At 39.6% G+C, this 20,302-nt stretch carries 18 protein-coding genes and 1 tRNA gene; 5 read left to right on the forward strand and 14 right to left on the reverse strand.

Translation table 11 applies throughout. The annotated features are described in order from the left end of the window. Positions 1–155 precede the first annotated feature (155 nt). Positions 156–1,193 carry an alpha/beta fold hydrolase gene (locus ACM0OS_RS09350; RefSeq protein WP_414542904.1) on the reverse strand — a complete coding sequence of 346 codons (1,038 nt, stop codon included), beginning with the start codon at positions 1,191–1,193 and terminating at the stop codon, positions 156–158. A gap of 184 nt (positions 1,194–1,377) precedes the next feature. On the opposite strand from ACM0OS_RS09350, the gene ACM0OS_RS09355 reads away from it, so the two are divergent. Further along, positions 1,378–1,848 (forward strand): phosphate-starvation-inducible PsiE family protein, encoded by a 471-nt coding sequence (locus ACM0OS_RS09355; RefSeq protein WP_414542931.1) that lies wholly within the window; start codon positions 1,378–1,380, stop codon positions 1,846–1,848. Between the two features lie 313 nt (positions 1,849–2,161). On the opposite strand, the gene ACM0OS_RS09360 is transcribed toward ACM0OS_RS09355, so the two are convergent. The 5 genes from ACM0OS_RS09360 to ACM0OS_RS09380 all read right to left on the reverse strand — a co-directional run bounded on the left by ACM0OS_RS09360 (position 2,162) and on the right by ACM0OS_RS09380 (position 8,303). Further along, a complete protein-coding gene (locus tag ACM0OS_RS09360; protein ID WP_414542905.1) occupies positions 2,162–3,688 on the reverse strand; it encodes an SPFH domain-containing protein in 1,527 nt (508 codons plus the stop codon). Between the two features lie 461 nt (positions 3,689–4,149). Then, positions 4,150–4,224, reverse strand: a tRNA-Phe gene (locus ACM0OS_RS09365). Between the two features lie 163 nt (positions 4,225–4,387). Continuing rightward, positions 4,388–4,633 (reverse strand): HNH endonuclease, encoded by a 246-nt coding sequence (locus ACM0OS_RS09370; RefSeq protein ID WP_414542906.1) that lies wholly within the window; start codon positions 4,631–4,633, stop codon positions 4,388–4,390. Positions 4,634–4,709: 76 nt separating this feature from the next. Then, a complete protein-coding gene (locus ACM0OS_RS09375) occupies positions 4,710–7,175 on the reverse strand; it encodes a dynamin family protein (protein ID WP_414542907.1) in 2,466 nt (821 codons plus the stop codon). A gap of 135 nt (positions 7,176–7,310) precedes the next feature. Next, entirely contained in the window at positions 7,311–8,303 is a 993-nt protein-coding gene (locus tag ACM0OS_RS09380) for an RsmB/NOP family class I SAM-dependent RNA methyltransferase (RefSeq protein ID WP_414542908.1), read from the reverse strand. 121 nt (positions 8,304–8,424) lie between these two features. On the opposite strand from ACM0OS_RS09380, the gene ACM0OS_RS09385 reads away from it, so the two are divergent. Further along, positions 8,425–9,849, forward strand: coding sequence for a DUF2157 domain-containing protein (locus tag ACM0OS_RS09385; RefSeq protein WP_414542909.1), 1,425 nt, complete (start codon positions 8,425–8,427; stop codon positions 9,847–9,849). Positions 9,850–10,076: 227 nt separating this feature from the next. Further along, the gene (locus ACM0OS_RS09390) at positions 10,077–10,805 is read left to right on the forward strand and encodes a GDYXXLXY domain-containing protein (RefSeq protein ID WP_414542910.1); all 729 of its coding nucleotides are present in this window, start codon (positions 10,077–10,079) and stop codon (positions 10,803–10,805) included. Between the two features lie 76 nt (positions 10,806–10,881). Here the strand turns inward: ACM0OS_RS09390 and ACM0OS_RS09395 are convergent, their stop codons facing one another. Beyond that, the gene (locus ACM0OS_RS09395; RefSeq protein ID WP_414542911.1) at positions 10,882–11,121 is read right to left on the reverse strand and encodes a hypothetical protein; all 240 of its coding nucleotides are present in this window, start codon (positions 11,119–11,121) and stop codon (positions 10,882–10,884) included. A 345-nt stretch (positions 11,122–11,466) separates the two neighbouring features. On the opposite strand from ACM0OS_RS09395, the gene ACM0OS_RS09400 reads away from it, so the two are divergent. Then, positions 11,467–12,366 carry an alpha/beta fold hydrolase gene (locus tag ACM0OS_RS09400; protein WP_414542912.1) on the forward strand — a complete coding sequence of 300 codons (900 nt, stop codon included), beginning with the start codon at positions 11,467–11,469 and terminating at the stop codon, positions 12,364–12,366. A gap of 231 nt (positions 12,367–12,597) precedes the next feature. On the opposite strand, the gene ACM0OS_RS09405 is transcribed toward ACM0OS_RS09400, so the two are convergent. The 7 genes from ACM0OS_RS09405 to ACM0OS_RS09435 all read right to left on the reverse strand — a co-directional run bounded on the left by ACM0OS_RS09405 (position 12,598) and on the right by ACM0OS_RS09435 (position 19,971). Then, positions 12,598–12,783, reverse strand: a complete 186-nt coding sequence (locus tag ACM0OS_RS09405) for a hypothetical protein (protein WP_414542913.1) — start codon at positions 12,781–12,783, stop codon at positions 12,598–12,600. 440 nt (positions 12,784–13,223) lie between these two features. Then, a complete protein-coding gene (locus tag ACM0OS_RS09410) occupies positions 13,224–13,451 on the reverse strand; it encodes a hypothetical protein (RefSeq protein WP_414542914.1) in 228 nt (75 codons plus the stop codon). A gap of 330 nt (positions 13,452–13,781) precedes the next feature. Next, the gene (locus tag ACM0OS_RS09415) at positions 13,782–13,997 is read right to left on the reverse strand and encodes a hypothetical protein (protein ID WP_414542915.1); all 216 of its coding nucleotides are present in this window, start codon (positions 13,995–13,997) and stop codon (positions 13,782–13,784) included. Between the two features lie 390 nt (positions 13,998–14,387). Further along, positions 14,388–16,556 carry a peptidase domain-containing ABC transporter gene (locus ACM0OS_RS09420; protein WP_414542916.1) on the reverse strand — a complete coding sequence of 723 codons (2,169 nt, stop codon included), beginning with the start codon at positions 16,554–16,556 and terminating at the stop codon, positions 14,388–14,390. An 88-nt stretch (positions 16,557–16,644) separates the two neighbouring features. Further along, positions 16,645–18,306 carry an HlyD family efflux transporter periplasmic adaptor subunit gene (locus ACM0OS_RS09425; protein ID WP_414542917.1) on the reverse strand — a complete coding sequence of 554 codons (1,662 nt, stop codon included), beginning with the start codon at positions 18,304–18,306 and terminating at the stop codon, positions 16,645–16,647. A 346-nt stretch (positions 18,307–18,652) separates the two neighbouring features. Next, complete coding sequence (locus ACM0OS_RS09430) at positions 18,653–18,901, reverse strand: bacteriocin (protein WP_414542918.1); 249 nt, start codon at positions 18,899–18,901, stop codon at positions 18,653–18,655. A 362-nt stretch (positions 18,902–19,263) separates the two neighbouring features. Continuing rightward, a complete protein-coding gene (locus ACM0OS_RS09435) occupies positions 19,264–19,971 on the reverse strand; it encodes a diacylglycerol/polyprenol kinase family protein (protein ID WP_414542919.1) in 708 nt (235 codons plus the stop codon). A gap of 60 nt (positions 19,972–20,031) precedes the next feature. Between ACM0OS_RS09435 and yidD the strand changes: the two genes are divergently transcribed. After that, on the forward strand, positions 20,032–20,295 hold the full coding sequence (gene yidD / locus ACM0OS_RS09440) for a membrane protein insertion efficiency factor YidD (RefSeq protein ID WP_414542920.1): 264 nt from the start codon (positions 20,032–20,034) through the stop codon (positions 20,293–20,295). Positions 20,296–20,302: the final 7 nt, after the last annotated feature.

Consider the following 20,302-nt stretch of genomic DNA (forward strand, 5'->3'; position numbering starts at 1 on the left):
AAATAACCTAATAACCACAGAAAAACATGAAAAAATTGTTTTTCTGTGGTTGTTTAATTTATAGCCTGGAACGGTTTTCCAGATACCGTGAAAAGTTAGGCTACAGCTATAGCTTTGATCTCCTAATGGGGTGGTTACCGAGATACGGATCTCTGTTAGGGAAAGCTATGATAACGCACTTTTTCCACAACTTGACGAATTACATCAATGACTAATTCTGGATCATCTAATTGGATAAAATGTCCACTTTTATCAGCAATGATGTGAACGCCTTGAGGTGACTCATTAGCTAGATCTACATGTAATTCTTGCAGTTTTTCAAGCACCTCTTGTGTTATGCCAAAGTCTGGCTTTCCGGACGACAAGACAAATAAAGGAATTTCCGGAAAAGGTTTTATCTTGCGTGCTTGTTCAACCTGTTTCATGCTAACTGATACCGCAGCCGATTCCTCAGCAAAGGTTTTTCCAAACTGAGTTTGAGAATAGATTGCTTTAGCAAGAGGCTGTATTGAAAGTGGAAATTTTTGGAATAAACCAGCCGCAAAAGGCAAATAATCGAAAGTGACAAGCAAACGAAATAGACCCATGCGCCCTAGAATTGGCAACACATAAATTAACAGCCTTTCAAGTCGTTGGTTCAATTCCACCCATTCGGTTGGTGTCTCCTCATACATTTTCTCATGAGTTACATCTACTAAAACCATTCCAGCTACTTCTTCTGGATACTCATAGGCAAATAATCGAGTGAATAAACCACTGAAAGACATTCCCACTAAGACATAAGGCGGCGCAATTTCAGCCTCTTTCAAAAGTTGCCGCAACTCATTAACAGCCTGTTCAGCCGTGCGTGGTTCTGAACTAAAATCACTCCAGCCATAGCCTGCTCTATCGTAGCTAAAGATTCTGGTAAATTTGGCTACTTCAGGCTGCACTAACTGCCAATCTAGGTGAGAACCGCCGCTTCCACTATCCACAATGACTGTTGGATGACCTTTACCCATTATTTGATAGTGCCAATTATTACCATTGACTTCAACTAATTTTCCAGGTGGCGGAAACCTTCGGCGATCGCGACTTGTGGCAAGTGCTTGATAAATTGCGCCAAACCCGACTACTCCCATCAATAGCCCAAGGAGGACAACAAGCCATAGCATTTCAGTTGATTCCACTAAATATGTTTGTGATTGTCTCACAGATAGCTTTTCACATCCCTCTCCAAATGCTTCCGTCCATAATTACTATATTAAACTCCTCCAGTACCAAAATAGTATCCTTCATACCTCCACAAGTTCATCTCAAAAAGTTACCAAGAATAACTTTCAAAATTTTGAATTGTCTATTATTAAGGTATACAAAGCTCAAATTTCTGGAGTTACTATGCCAAAACGGGTGATTACAGAAGTACAAAGTTGGTTTAAACGAGATCGAATTGTCAGTAATTTAGAACTTTTTCAAGACTTGATTGTCATTTCCTTGTGCTTAGTATTATTTGGTGTAATGCTGATCCGATTAGGAGATATGTTTTTCGCGTTTTTGTCTCCTTTGGATTTACGACAAATAACATCTGATATCTTGTTTATCTTGATTTTAGTAGAGTTATTTCGTTTGTTAATTGATTACCTGCAAGAACAGCGTATATCTGTAGGCGCAGCAGTAGAAATTACTATTGTTTCTGCTCTGCGGGAAGTTATTTTACGCGGTGTTCTAGAAATTCCCCGTGATCAGATTTTAGGAATTTCTGTCTTTTTAGTAGTTTTAGGAGCAATTCTCGTTATTTTACCTTGGATGGCTAGTCTTTTTGAACAGATGAAAATTACCACCCCCGAAACAACAGAGGAACAATTTTGAGCGCTCCTGGCTGGGAATAGCAAAAGTTTTGATCTTTGATTGCTCAACCTCGTCCATTGTGAAAAGTGGAGTTTTTGTCATTGCGATGTCAGAAAGTAATCTCATAATCTTGACTAAAAACCAACATGGTTCACTTAAGAGAAAAAGTAGGTTGGGTTAAGCGATAGCGCAACCCAACAAAGTCTTGAGGATGTTGGGTTTCCTGAAGTCAACCCAACCTACCACTAATTGTATTTTTTAGCCTTAACTGAACAGGATTGAACTAAAAACTACAGTTCTTAATGTAGAAAAGGTTGAATAACTCAGACTTAATTTAATCCCGATTAATTTGAATTAATTCTGTTAAAATACTATCCAAACTCCCATTAACTTGAATTTTGTCGATCTTTTCGGCAATGCGTTCTAGTATTTCCAATTCCTTTAAACGCAACGCCACGGGGTTATCTTCCATCACCTTGGCTGTGTTCAACATACTGCGAGTAGCAGCAGTTTCTTCACGACGACGAACTACGTTGGCTTGGGCTGCTTTTTCAGCTTCCACGACTTTGCTCAAAATCGTCTTAATCTCACCAGGGAGAATAATATCTTTCACCCCAACCGAATCTACTTCTATTCCGTAGTCGGCTGTTTTTTGATGGATGTAATCAAAAATACTGCGATCAATTGCTCCTTTATCTTCTAATAAAGCATCTAAAGTTTTTTCACCCACAGCACCACGTAAGGCAAATTGTAGCTCCTTGTACAAGTAGCTAGTCAAATCCGATAAACGGTTTTTGGCTGTTAAGGGGTCGAGTATGCGATAGCCAGCAGTTAAATTTAAGCGCAAAGGCACTTTATCTTTAGATAAAATATCTTGACCTGATATTTCCATAGTTTGCTGACGCAGGTCAAAAACTTCCGTGTGAACAGAACGCCCAAACACCCACCAGACGTGTTTTCCTGACTGGAGTTGTGTTTGAAACTCTTGATTGATGTACAGTAGCCCTACATACTGTGGGGGTACTTCACAAATATGTAAACAATTGCGGCTTAAAGCCAAAGCCTCTGATAAACCTGAAACTAACTCAGCAACTAAAGCAGAAGGTAATTTAGCATCGGTGCTGATGTCAATGACTTCTACCTCTACATCTCGCCAAAACAGCTTGCGACTGCATGGTGCGAGGATAGAAATTACTTTACCTTGATAGCGAGCGATCGCTACTTGCTGATTTTGTAATTGTACAGTTGCACAGTAAGCATTTACAAAGTCGGAATGTTGCTCTATCAAGATATCTTCTAAAGGAAATTCGGGATTGGCAACAATTCGGCTGATAGTGCGGACTGAAACATCTCGATTCACAGCCCAAAAAGCATATTCCCCTGGTTCTAAGGGTTGCAAAAAGTTATTTTGCACATACAGCAAACCAATCTCATACTCAAAAATTTGGAATTTTTTGATGCCATTTAAGGTAATTCCATTTAGTTGCTGTACAAATTCAGCAGGTAGTTGTAAGCTTTCATTCAAGTTAAAAAGATACGATTCTACTTCTAAAAACCCACGCCAAAAGGCTTTTAATTGATTAGGTGCGGCACTAACCCAATTCTGACCACAACGTACTAAAGCAGCTTGATTAAATGCAGTCCTAACTACTAAAAGATATTGCTGTAAATCTGCACTATGATTTCGCAACAACAATTCCAAGTTCTCAATCTGGGACTCAGGTTGATTGAGATCATAGGTGGTTACTTGCCAGTGGCGACCAAAATAATTGTAAGTACCAGGTTGCAAGATTTTTTGAAAATCACTGCGGTGATACAAAATACCAATTTCGTTAGGTTTGATATAAAAAGTTTTCCACATATACATATTATTTATTGGTTTTAATAATAAAACTTACGCACTCGCTACGAAAATCAAGGCTTTGAGATTGCTTCCTACGGTCGCAATGACGGAAATACGTGGTTGGTTACATAAGTTCCGAATACATAAAACACTAGCCTCTAGTCATATGTATTACATATACTACATTATATTTTTAAACTCTGCAAATACAGGTTTTTACAGTGCAGTTGCGGGTGAAATGCATCTCCAAAACTGGATTAAGAAGGTTGTCATTTATGCATAAACTACCCAAGGGCAATTTAAAAACAGACAACAACGCTCAAATATGTCGTTCAGTTTGCCCGTTCAGCAACTGAAGGAACATACTCAAGTTAGGGAGAAAACATTCACGCTAGCTTCTTTACTGCTACTACTGAACACCACAAGTGATGAGCGGTAGTAAGCCTTCATTGCAGAGTTTTTACTAACCTTTTAAGGGTTGGGAGAAAGTACAGGAATCGAACCTGTAACTGATCGATCTTTCGTCGATTGCTCTACCAGTGAGCTAACTTTCGGGGTTTGTTGTGTAGTGACGTGACAGATTACTTTGTAGTACACGCTCAATCCAGAGGTTGGCGCGCCAGTAGGGTGTACAGAACCCTAACCACAACAAAGTATTAATGTAATACGCCTTATTACTCACTGTAGCACAAGAGAATATGAGATGTCAGTAATGCTCTATTGCTGAAAATATCGCCGAAAACGAGGGTCAAGTCTGTCTGTTTTCTGCTGGTTACAGGTGAAGCAGAGGGTGTGTAAGTTGCTAATATCGTTTTGACCGCCACGAGCGAGGGGGATAATATGGTCGATTGTCAGGTCAGTTTCTCCGGTTGTTTTACCGCAGCTTTGACATTGGTATTTGTCGCGTTGAAATACGTATTTTCTGACTTCTGGTGGAATACGAATCCGGGGGGTTTTATTCATGGCTTTTCTTGATTGATGATGTGGCGGAGGTCATCAAGAGGCGATTCGGGTTCAGTTAAAACGACTGGCGGGAACTTTATGAAACTAAAGTATCAGTAACTAAACTATTATTGCTAGCAAAATGCTGTTCAACAACTTCTGCATCATGTATGAGAGGTAGAACTTCTTCGTTACCAATTACAGGTAATAAATGGTCATACAACTGCATTGCTTGTAAACAGCTATTGATGTGAGAAACAGCTGTATTATAAGTTTGAATTTTTTGTTCAACAGCACCCAATAAATGTTGATTATGCAAAATCTTTTCTTCGGCTTCTTGTTGTAAACTTTGTTCTAAATAAGCGCGTGCTTGGGTGTATTGCTGCAAAATATCATCTGCTTGCTTATCAGCCATTGGTAACAACTGACTTTTGAGAATTTGGTTGATGGTTTGACGGAAGGATTTACGAATTGTGTGGGAAACCTTGGGTTCAAAGTCCAATTTCAACAACTGTCTAATTGCAGGTTCAGCTTCGATGATGCTTTCGCCGTCATAACTTTGGGAAGTTTGCATCAAAGTTTGGCGAAATTGATATATAGAAAAAGTGCCTTCATCATAAAATCTGGGACTTTCTCGAACGAAGCGATCGCATTCTACACTAGCTGCACTCACCAAGGCCAGAGATACTGTTTTTTCTAACGCTTTTATCTCTTGTTCTATACCACCATCGTTACCTAACAAGCGATACAATTGACGATAATATTCTGATTTGCGAATCTTCTCCATTAATCGCTGGAACAAATTAGCAACCAATTGTTGGGAAGATTCTATTAAAATATCTTCTAATTGATTTGCTAAATAATAAAATGCTTCTACTAAAATAGCCAGTAAAGGTGCTGTGGCGTTTCGGGGATGACTGAGGGTAGAACGTCGATAAGCATCAGCTACAGAAAATGTATCTAGTAACTCATCTAAACGGCGAATCATTCTTGATTGTAATTGCCGAAAATCAGCGTCAAAAGCATCACAAGAATTATTAATTAATTGATTCACTTCTTCTGTGATGTGCTGGCTAAAGTCTTTACCGACTTGCTGTAATTGCTGATTCAGCCGTTGCAATTCTTGGGCTTTCATCGCCTCAATTTCTCGTGGCTGACTATCTAAATGTCTTTGTTCACTTTGATATTGTTTTTTTAAATTAATACAAATATCTTCTAAATCATCAGCCAGATTTTGAAAAAGTTGTGGGCGCTTTTCTTCTGTGAGATATTGAGTAATAGCCGTGCGAAATTCTTCAATACCACTATCTTGAATTAGCTGCTTAATTAAAGGCGTACCTTGTTCAGCCAAAATCCGGACATAATTTTCGTTGGGAGTTTCAAAACTATTTACAGAAATACGAAACTGACTGGATGACAATTTACCAGAATTAGCGCAATAGCGATTAAATTCATTAATAAATTGCGGTGTTTCTTCTTCACCATTTACATTTTTAACACTTGCCGCAAAAATAGAATCTAACCCAAATCTATCTTGTCCACTTGTTTGTTTTATCTGACTGCCGTAAAATCCCAATAAACCGCTAGTTTTATAAACCCTACGCGCATCCCTAAACTGTCCACTAATTAAATCATCCAAGCGCTGCCTTAGCTGAGTATTATACCAAGTTTCATCGATGCGGTTGAAGGTGTAGAAGATGCGATCGCGGATTCCCCCATTTCTGCGGATAGTTTCTAAAAGTTCAGTTTCCTCCTTAGTCATATCACCAGCCGCCGCAGGTTTCAGCACACATACCACCGCCGACGTATCAGGATGTTCAATTTTGGAGTAAGTTAACTGTGCATCCTTCTCCACTGGTGCATCAATTCCTGGTGTATCGATGATGATATTACCATCTTGCAAAAGCGGATGATTGCAATAATATTCAATCCGTTTTAAAACAGCGCTATTACTTCCGCGCCGCGCATATCCAGCAGCTTCCTTAAGATTAAAAAAATTAAATTGCTCCATCGAATATGTAGCATTATTCATAGTATGAATATGCTGACGATTAGCCTCGTATCCTGCAAGCAGCAATATTAAAGCCTTGGCTTGTTTAGCGCGTTCTGATTTACTTTCTCCACCTTCCTGCTGAATAATAGCTTCACAACCTTGATGGAGTAAATTAATTACTTCAGCTTGATTAATATTAGCTGCTGTTTGAAACCCTAATTGTTGACACAAAGAACTTGCTTGTTCTCGAATTTCAACTTCACTTAAAAAAGTTAAAACTACTCGTTCATTATTAACATCTGCATACTCAATTTTGCACTCTGTACCTGTAGCGTGTCCCTCAGCACTGTATAATAATTCCCGTTCCAAGAGTGCATTAATTAACATCGACTTACCCGCACTAAATGCACCCGCAAACACAATTTCAAACTTCGGAGAAATCACCTTACCCAGAGAAGTTTGCACAGAAGTAACATCTTGAGAACGTAAAGCAGGCTCTTGTTGTAAAAGTTGTAATATAGATTCAACTTGCTCTGCCAAATTTTGACACTGAGTAGGTACACCTGACATTATTTATTACCTATAAATATAGGTATATTTTAATAATGTAATTCAAGTTTTCACTTCAGTACAATTACTAATATAAATTTGTCTCACGCAGAGGCGCAGAGAGTAAGAAATAAAAATGAGCTATTTTTCAATTTTCTACTGTGATTCTGCAATGTCATGTGTGTCCTCCGCGTCTCTGTGGTTAGTATTGCTCCATACCCCAGACAAAGCATCAAAATCTACCTCATTCCTTTCCCCCTCAGTAGTATTTTGAAACAGCACAGTAAACGCACCAGCACCCAACCTATCTTGAGGAAACAGCCGATAACAAGGAATATTACTTAAATGTGATTGATACTTCTCTAAATAACTCACATTTACTGCCTGAAATTGAGGAAACCTTGACAAAAACCATTCACAAACCTGCTCATTTTCTTCAGGGGAATAAGTACAAGTCATATAAGCTAAGTAACCCTGTGGTGCCACCAATTGAGCCGAATTAGCAATAATTCTTTTTTGCCGATTGGCACTTTTATTAATAGCAGTTGGATGAAAACATCCAGGTGCCTTTTCACCCTTAGCCAGTAAAGATTGTCCAGTACAAGGCGCATCTACCATGACTAAATCACTAGACAAAGGTATTTTTTCAGCAAAAATACTAGAATCTCGATTAACCACAGTACAAGGACTAATCTGACAACGCTTCAAATTAGAAATAAGCATCCCCAATCGCTTACCAATCACCTCATTACTAATGAGTAAATCAGGCTGCAAAGCTTTCCAGGCGAAAATACTTTTACCACCAGGGGAAGCACACATATCAAAAACTACCCGCACATCTAGAGGAATTGCCAACAAAATCGAAGCTGCAAAAACAGAAGAAAAATCTAAACAATAGAAATAACCTTGGTCATGCAAGATATTTTTACCGGGTTTTTCGCCTATGCTTAAACGATCTACAAATTGTGGTTGCCAAATTGTTGTTCTTTCTGCCATAAAAGGCAAAATATCTGGTTTATCTTGACACCAAATCACAGCAGATTCAAAAAGTTGGGGATGAATTAACGAATTGATGAATTTTTCTTGATTATCTGGGTTTTCAAACAAACGCCGTGAGAGTTTAAGTAATAAATTTGATGGTTTTTCCATTAGTAAAAATGTTACAGAAGAACAATGCTATCTAGGGTATTGGCTGCATACTGAAAACATAATGACCCCCATTCTAAATAATGATTGCCAAGCTAACCCACTGCACCGGAGATGGTCATAAATGTTAGATGATTTTCAGCAAAAATTACGCCGAGAAGCACAATTGTGGCGAGATGAAGGACTGATTAGTTCGTCACAGTACCAAGACTTAGCAGAACGTTATCGATTTAATAACCTAGAAGCTGCTGCACGCGATCGCTTTGGCATGATGGTGATATCTATAGGTGGTATCCTGTTATTTCTAGGTGTAATTACCTTTGTTGCAGCCAACTGGCAAGTTTGGTCACGGGAAGTCAAATTTATCCTCATGATGAGTTTGTTTCTGTCAACTAGTATCACTGGTTTTTATACATGGATACCAGTTAAACAAAGCAACAATGAAAGAAATAAACAGCAACAAGGCAGACGCATACTCGGAGAAGGATTGCTAATTCTCAGCGCTTTTATTTTTGGCGCAAATATAGTGCTGATGGCACAAATTTTCAACATTAACGGTTCTATACCCGAACTGTTTTTTGCTTGGGGATTTGGTGTTTTGGTCATGGCTTACTTTCTGTCCTTAAATTCCCTGGGAATTATGGCCATTGTCCTGATCCAAATTGGTTATTGGACAGGAAGAGGAGACTTGTGGTATGCCTCTAGCGACTGGAATTGGGTACGGTTGGCAGTTCGACATATGCCTTTATTGTCATGGTTGCTATTTGTACCCTTAGCATATTTTTGTCGCTCACGTTGGATATTTGTCTTAGCAGCCGTAGTTTTTGCTGTGACATTGCAGTTAAATCTCAATCCGCTACCACTGCTGAATTTCTCTGATATGGCTCCTTGGGTGGCATCTTTTGCTTTAGCATTGCCACCTGCATTATTCTGGAGTTATGATGATTTGCTTTTTCCCACAGTAAATTACAGGCTATTTCAACCCTTAGCCCGTAACTTAGCTTTGATATTTTTCGGACTTGTCTTTTATGCCTTGTCTTTTCGTTGGCAATGGGTAGCCCCAAGTTTCAATTCTTTCCTACCCACAAACAGAAGCAACCTGTTTATGTCTCTGCCCGTAATTGATTTAGGGATTTTGAGTGGTTTAGCAGTATTACAATGGTTGTCACTGCTGCGGCTGAGAAATAACCCACCTCGCCGGGAAGTAATTTTCACTATTGCAGTTGTCACCACGTTTTTGGCTTTCATCATCATTACACCTTTCTGGCATCTAGCTATTACCCGCATTGATGAACTAGGCAGTTTCATGTTCAATGTACTTTTGGCGTTTTTAGCAGCGGGACTAATTCGTGAAGGAATGAAATTAAACGACAGACGCACCTTTTGGGGAGGTATGCTATTACTAACACTGCAAATTATTAGCCGCGTGATAGAATACGACACTGATATACTTTTTCAGTCCCTGGTCTTTTTTCTCTGCGGTTCGGCATTAATTAGCGCTGGACTGTGGTTTGAACGTCGCTTACCTGCTGGATCTCGTAATTCGTAATTACTTTTTTGTAGCGGTACTAGTACACCTGCGCGGAAGCCAAAAGTCAAAAAGCTTTTATTTTGGGCTTTTTAACTGTTTAAAATGCTATCCATATTTACGCCGTACTGTACTAGGTTGTAAAATCTCGTTGCTTCATCCTGTTTAGAGGATCTCTGCGTCAGTCCTAATTCTGGAAATCCCAGACAATATCTTGAAAAATACCCCCTCATTTTAGGACTACGCTTATGAGAAGTGATTCCTCTGAATCGAGTAAAAAGAAAACGTTGCCTCCGGAAGTCGAGTTTTCAGAGAAGCTGACTTTTCGAGATTACTTGATTGCTACTGAACAAAAAGCGAACAAGCCTTTACCTATTTGGCGTCTCTTAGTTCCCCTCTTAATTCAAACAGGCATAATTTTGGCGGTTCCCACTCAAGCCATGTATACCAACATTGCCGGTAGGGATGTAATTTTACAAACCTTGCCTCAAAACCCTAACAATGTGGTGCAAGACTTTTCCCTGAACCTCGATTACAACATATCTCGTGTGGACAATTTGCGAAGGCTTCCCGGTTGGGATGATTTACTGAGGAGAAATCAAGGGAGAAATAGACAATTACTACCAGGAACCAACTTGTATGTGATTTTGCAAGAGCAACAATTCTCAGAAGGTGGTGTTCCTAGAGCTTGGAGACCAGTACGAGTAAATAGTACTTTACCCCAGTCTCTTCCTAGTAATCAAGTAGCCTTAAGGGGTGTGTATCAAAATAATGCCATCACTTATGGAGTAGAAACATACTATCTACCAGAACAAGAACGCCAGCAAATTAGTAACGATATCTTTGAATCTGCCCAGCAAATCAGAGGATCAAGAGGTAGACAAATTAGACCCATTACCGTCAGAGTCAGAGTAGATCCTCAAGGTAACGCTGTACCGGTGAGTTTGTGGGTACGCGATCGCAATTATCGCTTTTAATAGACGGAAATTCCCACAAGCTCTGAGTCTGAATGTAGCCTGCTTGTGGGAATAAATATATTTGTTTAATATTTGTTTAATTTTCGTGACGTGCATTCCAGGCTACACAGCAAGCTGCGCCCGCCCCTGCTAATAAACCAGTACTCATGCCTTGCACAGTCTTTTGTACAGGATCTTTGGTCACACAATCGCTTGTAACCTCATCAGATTGCAAGCAAATATTGCTTTCTGCCCAACTTGATGTACCTCCGAGAAGTACACCAGTGAGACTACAGGAAACAACTAGCAGTAACAGGCGTTTAGTTTTTCTATCCATAGATGGATGCGTTAAATACAAAAAATAGTTATTTGACTTTCAACTACTGTACACATTCATGCTGCTAATGTCAGCTGGTTAAATTGATTGTCTACTTATTATCAACCTTTTTCCATAGGTTCGGATAGCTTTTGAGAGCCTTCAATAGTAAAGATAACAGAAGTAGTACCCTTCTTATTGGGCAATGGCTAAATTGACAGAAGATGTCAAAGTAAAACTTGTTCCCCAAGGTACTAACCAGCAGTTATCAGGTTGATGTAATAACTGGTTCCAGACCGCGTTAACATTAAGGAATGTAAAGTCTCGTAATAAATTTTTAGTACAACCTTATATACATAATTAACAATGACGACATCTACAAACACTTTTACCTCAAGCAAAACTTGGATGTGGCAAGGCTTCCCCATTTGCTATCAGAGTCAAGGAAGTAATGGCCCTGCGGTAGTTTTAGTACATGGCTTTGGCGCTTCTTGGTGGCACTGGCGCAAAAATATCCCCGTTTTAGCAGAAAATTGTCGTGTATTTGCTATTGATTTGATTGGCTTCGGTGCTTCAGCTAAACCTCAACCGGGGGAAAAATTTGCTTACACATTAGAAAATTGGGGACAGCAGTTAGCAGATTTTTGCCGTGAAGTAGTCGGTGGGCCTGCTTATTTAGTAGGAAATTCCATTGGCTGTATTGTGGTTATGCAAGCAGCAGTGAGCAACCCGGATATAGCTTTAGGAGTGGCTTTACTCAACTGTTCCTTACGGTTGTTACACGATCGCAAACGGGCTACATTACCCTGGTCTCGTCGCTTTGGAGCGCCCATTCTCCAACGAATATTATCTATCAACCCAGTGGGTAACTTTTTTTTCAATCAAGTTGCTAAACCGAAAACAGTCAGAAAGATTTTGCTGCAAGCCTACGCCAATGCAGAGATAGTAACAGACGAGTTAGTAGATATTCTCACCGCACCGGCAAAAGACCCAGGCGCTGTAGCTGTGTTTCTCGCTTTTACTGCTTATTCTACAGGCCCTTTACCAGAGGATTTGTTACCTTTACTATCTTGTCCGGCAATTATTTTATGGGGAACAGCTGACCCTTGGGAACCAATAAGCTTAGGTAGAGAGTTAGCCAACTACCCACAAGTGCTAAAATTCATTCCCTTAGAAGGGGTGGGACATTGCCCTCAAGATGAAGCACCTGAGTTAGTTAATCCTATTTTACAAGATTGGATTTGGGAGATGGAAAATAGGGGCTAAAGGCTAGGGACGAGAAATTTTCATGCTGACTTGTACTAGGCGTATATTTAATGAACTAACTCGTTGAAAAAACGAAGCCATTGAGGCTTCGCTTCTGAGAATATGCGTTTGCAGACTTGGTAACTTTAACCTTGAGTGTGCCGAAAAAAGTTGTTGATATGTTCTTGTTTCCTTATTGTTTGTGATCAGTGATAAAACTATAGAATTACACAGATTGTAGACTTAGCCAATTTACCACCAGCCTCTACGGCCACGATGGAAACCGCCACCCCACCAACCTCTTCTGTGGTGACCGCCCCACCAACCTCTTCTGTGGTGACCGCCACCCCACCCGAAACCATATCCTCCAGATACATGCTCTTGCTCTTCTGTAGATAAATCCGCCAATAAATCAGATTGGATGACTTGATTTGACATAATCTTTTACCTCGATTTTATTTGTGGTTTGTACACACTTAAGCAAAAAGGAATATAGGTGTGTATTACCTATACTTTTATTTCTAAACATATTTACCGGAGATTAAATGCTCCCAAGGTTATAAAAAAAATAATCATATTTCTACCTTTTGACTCATGATAAATTTGAATTTAATTCAAGTTAAAGTTACTGTTATTAAAGACAAAACATCTGTAAATATAATTTGATAATATCTTTACCTATTGATTTTCTGTAATTTCAAAAATAAGCTCATCAAATAGATTTAAGAGGCAAAAAAAAGCTCTCTCCTAGTAGAAGAGAGGCTTTTGCTATAACTCTTATCTGATAAAGCAAGAATGAGATGATAATGTTTCTAGGGATTTGATGTTTAGTAGAATACTTAACAAGTATCCTCTAAGACTATTCTTTGTCTGTGTTTTTAGTAACGATTAAAAGAGTATGGTTGAGGTCTTCTGCTACGTTGCCCTGCAATGAAACCTAAAATGCGAACTGGGAAACTGTTACCACTAGAATCAGTCAAAATACCATTCACGGTAATATCAGGTCGAGGTTTCCTACCCCAGAATCTTCTTCCACCAGATAAATTTTGTTGTTCTTCTGCGGATAACTCCGCAAATAAATCGGATTTGATGATATAAGATGACATAATTTATTGCCTCAATATCGTACATACAATGAGAAAACACCTATCCTAGAAAAATCTTAAATAGGTGTAGTTTTACGGCTAAGGCTTCCAGTTATACCGTAAATAATGTGGTTGCTAAGTAGTCACAACTATTTGCATTAAAGTGTGTAGGATCAAAATTTTTATGGTAGCCATATATTGGCAGGTTCTATTTTCTCTCTAAGATAGTATTTTCATACCTCCAGAAGACAGAATGAAACTGCCAATTTTCTCCTAAGAAAAGTTTTATTTAGGAGCAAATTATATGGCTATTTTCCTCACTCCAAAAATTGCAAATATTAACCTAGGTCACTAGTCTTCTTTATCTTTTTTTGGCTTAACTACTTCAAGTATTCCAGTAAGCCGGATGGGATAACGACGAACGCGATCGCCTGTGGGAAATTCTGTACTTTGCTCATCATCTTCCCCATTTTCCACATCCATTTCATTTTGTCCACCAGAAAGAAGTTCTTGTTCTTCTGCGGATAAATCTTCTAGTAAATCCGATGCGATGATTTGGTTTAACATAAATCATTGACCTCACTTATTTACATAGGTGGTTATACACCTATGTTTTAATTATTAATTATTGGCTGATAATTTAAATTACTCTCAAGACAGAAAATAACAAAAACGATCTATATCTTTTGATTTATAATAATATTTTATATATATATTTTAACATTTTCCAGCCAAATAGAGAGCCATCAATCATGACTCTCTAACTTTATTAATATTGAATTGACACGCAAACCCATTTGACTCATTTATCTTGATTAATGTAAATGAGCATCTTAGTGAAAGTCCGAAATAATTATTTAAAAATCATCAGATTTATCCAAAAATATGGCGAAAAATCTGAATCATGGTAAATGTTATTTTTAGACATGACATCACCTACTCACACCGAAAATAATTTCATAATGCTAAAAATTTTAAATGCTCTCCTTGATGCGATATAAAAGTATCTTGAGTCCCTTGTAATTGAACTTGTCCTTTTTCTAACATCACAATCCAATCAGCTCGATGGATGACACTGGGACGGTGAGTTATGAGGATTGTAGTTTTGCCTTTGCGATATTCTAATATCTGATCTAAGACGCTAGCTTCACTAACTGGGTCTAGCCCTGCGGTGGCTTCGTCTAAAATTAGTACAGGTGGATTAGTGAGAATGCCTCTGGCGATCGCTAGTCGTTGTCTTTGTCCACCAGAAAGATTGGCCCCAAATTCGCCCAACACGGTTTGGTACTTATTGGGTAATTGGCTAATAAAGCTGTCTGCATCAGCGATATGACAAGCGTGAACAATTTCCTCAAAGGGGATATGAGGCATTCCTAGACGGAAATTCTCTAAAATTGAGCGACTCCAGAAATGAGGTTCTTGGGGTACATACACCACTTGTTGTCTGAGACAATCAAGGGCCAAATCTTGGAGATTATACAAACCAATGCGGATATTGCCAGAAGTCGGTTGATATAAGCCTGCTATCAGTTTGGCTAAGGTACTTTTGCCACAACCAGATTTACCAATCAAGGCGATCGCCTGTCCACCGGGAAGCTTAATCGAAAAATCTTCTAGCAAGTCAATTCTACCGGGATGATGAAATGTCATGTGGGAACAATGAATATCTGCACTCCCCGATATTTGCGCTACAGGCTTTTGACTACCTCCCACCACTTCTGGTGTCGCATCGATAACTTCTAAGAGGCGAGAAATGGCTGTTTGAGAACGAAAATAGTCGTCAACTAAACCAACCACCGAATTAATCAAATTTAGGACATTGATTTGCAAAGCATTAAAAGCCAGCATTTGACCAATTGTTAATTGGCCCCGAATTACTAAAATACTACCTAGTCCTAATAAAGCTACACCACCAATGGTCGAAAATAGTCTCGCCAGAGTACTGTTAATAATTCCGATTTGCACAGTACTAAATGTCAAATTAGCCAGGCGACCAAAACGACTTTGAAATTCTTCCCAGAATTGAGGTGCAGCATTTGTAGTTTTTAGTACCTGCGCCCCCTTAAATGTTTCCACCAATACGCCTTGATTTTCTGCCCCTAAAACTAAAAGATTGCGGGTTTTTTGTTGCAGGATAGGTAAAAAAGGCAAGGTGGATAAAGTCATTAAAGCACCAAAAAATATCACTGCTAGTGTTAACTGCCAGCTATAAAACAGCATTAGGCAAAAAGAAACCACTGCAATAAAAAACTGGCTTGGTAAAAGAATTACTATCTGCGATACTAACTGGTTAATATCATTAATATCTCGTAATCGACTAGTAATTTCACCACTACGACGGGCTTCATAATAATTTAAAGGTAACTGGAGAATTTTCCGCCCAAACTCCAAAACTAATCCTAATTGCAGCCTTTGACTAAAGTGAGCAATCATCGTAGATTGCAAGAATTGTAGAGTACCGCCGAATACAGTCATTACCACAACTGCTGCCACTACAACAGTGAGTAACTGAGTATCTCCCCGAATCAGAACATCATCTGTCAGCAATTGGATTAAAACGGGAGTACCCAAAGCGAGTATACCCAAGACAATGTTGATCAATAAAACCTGAGTTAGCAAACCACGATAAGGCAGAATACGCTTAATAAAGCGTCCCAAACCACCCATTGGTTTATCTTGGGGCTGATCAAAAAAGCGCTCTGGATCTGGTTCCAGTAACAGCATCACCCCATTCCAAGCCGCTGTTAACTCGTCGCGGGTAACATAACGGATGCCCACCGACGGATCAGCAATGGCGTACTTTTTGCCTCGTTGGTTATATAAAACTACCCAATGATAGCCTTGCCAATGGATGATAGCGGGCAACTGTACTTCTTTGATTCTGTCTATGATTTCCGGCGAAGCTTTCACTGCTCTGGCATTAAAACCCAGATTCTCACAACCACGTTTTAGACCTAATAAAGTTGTTCCTAGTTGTCCAGTTCCTACTGCTTCTCGACTGCGATTGATACTTAAAAACCGTCCATAATGTTTGCAGATTGAAGCTAGACAGGCTGCACCACAGTCTTCTTCACTTAACTGTAAAACGCACGGGTAATTATTAAGAGGTTTGAATAGACCAAACATGGACACCAGACCTGATAAATGTTCTTAATTCGTAGTCCCCAGTCCCCATTGCCCCTTATCCCTAATCCCTAGCTCCTAGTCCTAAAAGTTAAACATCTACAAGCAATCTAGCTTTGCGGAGAATGAATTTAAGTACCGTTTCTTGACGGGAAATAATATCGGCTCTACCTTCCATACCAGCTTTGAGATGACATTGACGATCGCCTCTACCTACATATGTGGTTTTTGGCTCAATCATTGCTTCATAGGCAACCTGAGTAGTTTTTTGCTCGGCGCTATTGTTGCCCACTGGTAAGGCATCTGGGGCAATAGTTCTCACTGTCCCGTGGAGAGTACCATATTCTGGATAAGGACAAGCGGAAACCTGCATTTGCACTTTTTGACCAGGTTTTACTTTGTCGATATCTTGAGCTTGGACAAAAGTTCTAATCAGTAATGGCGCATTGAAAGGGGCAATTTGAGCAATGGGTTGAGTGCTTTGCACTACTTGCCCAGGATTACGCAGATTCAATTGCAACACGGTACCTGTAATTGGTGCGCGAATCACACTCTGATGTAGATCAGTTTCTACCTGTTGTAGTTCTTTGCGCCCCTGAGTCAGTTGCTTTTGCAGTTCTAGACGCTGCTGAAGTAGGGTTTCTCGTTCTCGATTCAAACTGGCTAAGGTAGCTTCTCCAGTTGCTTGTTCCTGCTTAATTCGTTCAGCTGCTACGGTGACAGCCGCCTGACTAGGATTGATAGTGGTTTTAGCTTTTTCCCGGTTGACTTGCGCCACTTGTAAGGCTTGTTCTTTTTCCTCCATTAAATCTTTCGCATTAGCTTTGGCTTGTTCTAGCTTGGCTTGAGCAGACTTAACGGCTTGTTCTCTTTCTTCCATTAAGTTTTTCGCATTAGCTTTGGCTTGTTCTAGCTTGGCTTGAGCAGACTTAACGGCTTGTTCTTTTTCCTCAAAGAGATTGCGCGAAATTGCTCCCGATGCCATTACTGACTGTAATCGGTCGTGTTGGATCTTGGCTAAATTCAAAGCTACTTCAGCTTCTTGTACAGTCGCCGCTATCAAATTATCCTGCTGCAAGCGATCGCGTTGGGCCTGGGCTAAATTCAAAGCTAATTCTGCTTCTTGTACAGTTGCAGTTAATAAATTATTTTGCTGCAAGCGATCGCGTTGCACTTTCGCTAACTTCCAGGCGGCTTCTGCTTGTGTCAGATCTGCTGTAGTTGTAATTCGCTGATCTTCATATTGGCGCTCAGTCGCAGTGAGTTCGGCTTGAGCCGCAATCATTGTCCGGTTAACTAAGGTTCTTTGCGCCAAAATTTGATTGCCGATTTCACTGAATTGAGCATCAATTTGATTCAGTTGTAATTGAGTCTGCTGAATACTGTTTTCTAGTTGGCTTTTTTGTGTCTGGAGCCGGGAATCATCAACGTAAGCAATGGGATCGCCTTGATTCACCACTTGATTTTCTCGCACGGTGATTTTTTGCACGGTTCCTACCACCGCAGATTGCACAACCCGCAGTTCTCCTTTTGGTCGGATACTTGCCGGCGCTTTAACTGTGACTTTGTAATTCAAAATAGATGTGAGGCCAGCCCCGGTTATAAATATAGTCAGCAGAAATAAGGCTCCGATATTTGTCCATTTACTCAGACGGGGCAGAAACTCGTTAGCCTCGACTAGATGCAGTTCTTCTGCCGTAGGCTCATTAAAATTATGCCACGAATGGTTTTCTGGGTGAGGTAAGAAGTTCACGGTAATGCACCTTGGTGTTAAATGAAAATAATTAATGTGGTGAAACCCAGATTTTTGCTTGGTGCGATAAATTTTGCAGAAATTGCTCGTTAATAGAAGTATTTAGCTCATTGACTCAGAATAAATATGGTCAGTAAAACTATTAGCGATCGCTTTGTTTTGGACTAAAAGGTGAAATGGTAGTTTATGATGCCAAAATTAGCCCACATCATGATTTATGATGTTCTATAATTAGAGATGGGGAACGAGAAAGGAGTACGCTCAAACTCTCTCAAAGACCTCACTTACGTTGGGCGAGTTGTAATTAACTCCTCTCTCCCCTTTTCATTGGCAAATTGCAAGTTAGTTATTCCAGGCTGGAAAGCAAATGAATTTCTGTCGCATCACTAGATAAAAACATTGTTGCCCCAGAATTTACATCAGAAATTTGACTATTAGATTCGCTAATATTTCCTTCGGGACTACTATTGTTGTTTGTCTTTGTTGTTGCTGCCATTCCTTGAGTGAAATTATTATTACTCCGGTGAGAATTAGCACCATCAACTAATAGCTGCTGCTGTCTGGTGGATAATTCTAACTCGACAAACCAATCCAATGTAATTATTTGATGTTACATGATTGTTAGCCTCACTTACGTACATAAGTCTGTAACTACCTAAGACCTCAACTATAAGCACTGTTTGTTAGGAAGTCATAAATCTCCAGATAGAAATCAATATTGTATATTTACTCCTCAAAGTAGATACAAAATCTTTTATTTTTTCTAGATATACTAATATCTCAAGAGAAGAAATAGTCAATATTCGATGTTTTTGCAGGTATCTTATCAAATACTCGATTTGTCCCCGACGTTAGCGTAGCTTCCCGTCGGTATCGCTCATCCGTAATTGAAAAATGTTCAGGTTTTTAGAGATACAAATATGCGTAAATAATTGCCATTGATGAATAATTTTTAATTTATTTGTAAGGTAATAACTCAATTAACATAAATGCTACGGCCGCACTACCTAAAGGAACGGTCAAATTATCAATCCCCAAAAATGAAATGGCTTCTAAACTTGTAGCAACGCAGGCGATCGCTAGTGATACTACCCAAGTTACCCACGTGTTACCTTGGACACTCAGCAAAATTATACTACTGATAAAATAGCTGACTAAGACCATCGTTAATGAACCTTCCCAGCTTTTTTGCGCTCCCAAAACTTTATACTTATGTTGCCCAAAGCGTTGCCCAATCAATGCCGCTAGCCCATCGCCCCATGCCATGACCATAATGCCTATAGCAGCGTATTGGGGCTGTTGGATATGCCAAAACCAGGCTATTAAAATACCCACACTAACAGCATAAAAGAATGTCCCTAAACTTTGTCGTCCCACGCTATTGATACCGGGAAGAATGGGAAATCGGTATGATAATAAGGTGATGGCACTCGCAACAACTGAAGCTGTAATGCCTACAATGGCCGGTATATTAAGCCACCAAGCTAGTAAAATTACGTTGCCAGTGCCAATGTGAACTATTTTTCTGACTATTTCTGGATCGCCTTTAGCAAAGCGATGTACCACCCATGCGATTAATAGGATGCATGACACCCAAACTGCAACTATAGTAATTTGCAGCCACGAAGATGAAATAGATGTTAAATCGACAATTGAGGATAACAAAGAATCTACAAGATAAGATTTTTAGGTTTATTACTAATCTATAGGATCTGAGTGATTGTGATGAAACTATTATTCATTTGGTTGATTAAAGGTTACAGAATGTTTATTTCACCAATGTTTCCCCCGACTTGTCGCTTTCAACCCACTTGTTCGATGTATGCCATACAAGCCATTGAGAGATTTGGTGTATGGCACGGTGGGTGGATGGCGATTCGGCGGATTTTGCGTTGTCATCCCTTTCATCCCGGTGGTTATGATCCGGTTCCAGAGTCTAAGTCACATTGTTGTGACCACACTCGGCTGGATTCTGACCAGGAAACGTAAGGAAAAA

Origin of the sequence: Nostoc sp. CCY0012, from assembly GCF_963920855.1 — a bacterium.
Lineage (GTDB): Bacteria > Cyanobacteriota > Cyanobacteriia > Cyanobacteriales > Nostocaceae > Cyanocohniella.

What these genes read in the sequence shown, in the direction of transcription:
- ACM0OS_RS09355 (WP_414542931.1), top strand. Translation starts at nt 1,378, where the DNA reads ATGCCAAAACGGGTGATTACAGAAGTACAAAGTTGGTTTAAACGAGAT.
- ACM0OS_RS09360 (WP_414542905.1), bottom strand. Translation starts at nt 3,688, where the DNA reads ATGTGGAAAACTTTTTATATCAAACCTAACGAAATTGGTATTTTGTAT.
- ACM0OS_RS09370 (WP_414542906.1), bottom strand. Translation starts at nt 4,633, where the DNA reads ATGAATAAAACCCCCCGGATTCGTATTCCACCAGAAGTCAGAAAATAC.
- ACM0OS_RS09375 (WP_414542907.1), bottom strand. Translation starts at nt 7,175, where the DNA reads ATGTCAGGTGTACCTACTCAGTGTCAAAATTTGGCAGAGCAAGTTGAA.
- ACM0OS_RS09380 (WP_414542908.1), bottom strand. Translation starts at nt 8,303, where the DNA reads ATGGAAAAACCATCAAATTTATTACTTAAACTCTCACGGCGTTTGTTT.
- ACM0OS_RS09385 (WP_414542909.1), top strand. Translation starts at nt 8,425, where the DNA reads ATGTTAGATGATTTTCAGCAAAAATTACGCCGAGAAGCACAATTGTGG.
- ACM0OS_RS09390 (WP_414542910.1), top strand. Translation starts at nt 10,077, where the DNA reads ATGAGAAGTGATTCCTCTGAATCGAGTAAAAAGAAAACGTTGCCTCCG.
- ACM0OS_RS09395 (WP_414542911.1), bottom strand. Translation starts at nt 11,121, where the DNA reads ATGGATAGAAAAACTAAACGCCTGTTACTGCTAGTTGTTTCCTGTAGT.
- ACM0OS_RS09400 (WP_414542912.1), top strand. Translation starts at nt 11,467, where the DNA reads ATGACGACATCTACAAACACTTTTACCTCAAGCAAAACTTGGATGTGG.
- ACM0OS_RS09405 (WP_414542913.1), bottom strand. Translation starts at nt 12,783, where the DNA reads ATGTCAAATCAAGTCATCCAATCTGATTTATTGGCGGATTTATCTACA.
- ACM0OS_RS09410 (WP_414542914.1), bottom strand. Translation starts at nt 13,451, where the DNA reads ATGTCATCTTATATCATCAAATCCGATTTATTTGCGGAGTTATCCGCA.
- ACM0OS_RS09415 (WP_414542915.1), bottom strand. Translation starts at nt 13,997, where the DNA reads ATGTTAAACCAAATCATCGCATCGGATTTACTAGAAGATTTATCCGCA.
- ACM0OS_RS09420 (WP_414542916.1), bottom strand. Translation starts at nt 16,556, where the DNA reads ATGTTTGGTCTATTCAAACCTCTTAATAATTACCCGTGCGTTTTACAG.
- yidD (WP_414542920.1), top strand. Translation starts at nt 20,032, where the DNA reads ATGAAACTATTATTCATTTGGTTGATTAAAGGTTACAGAATGTTTATT.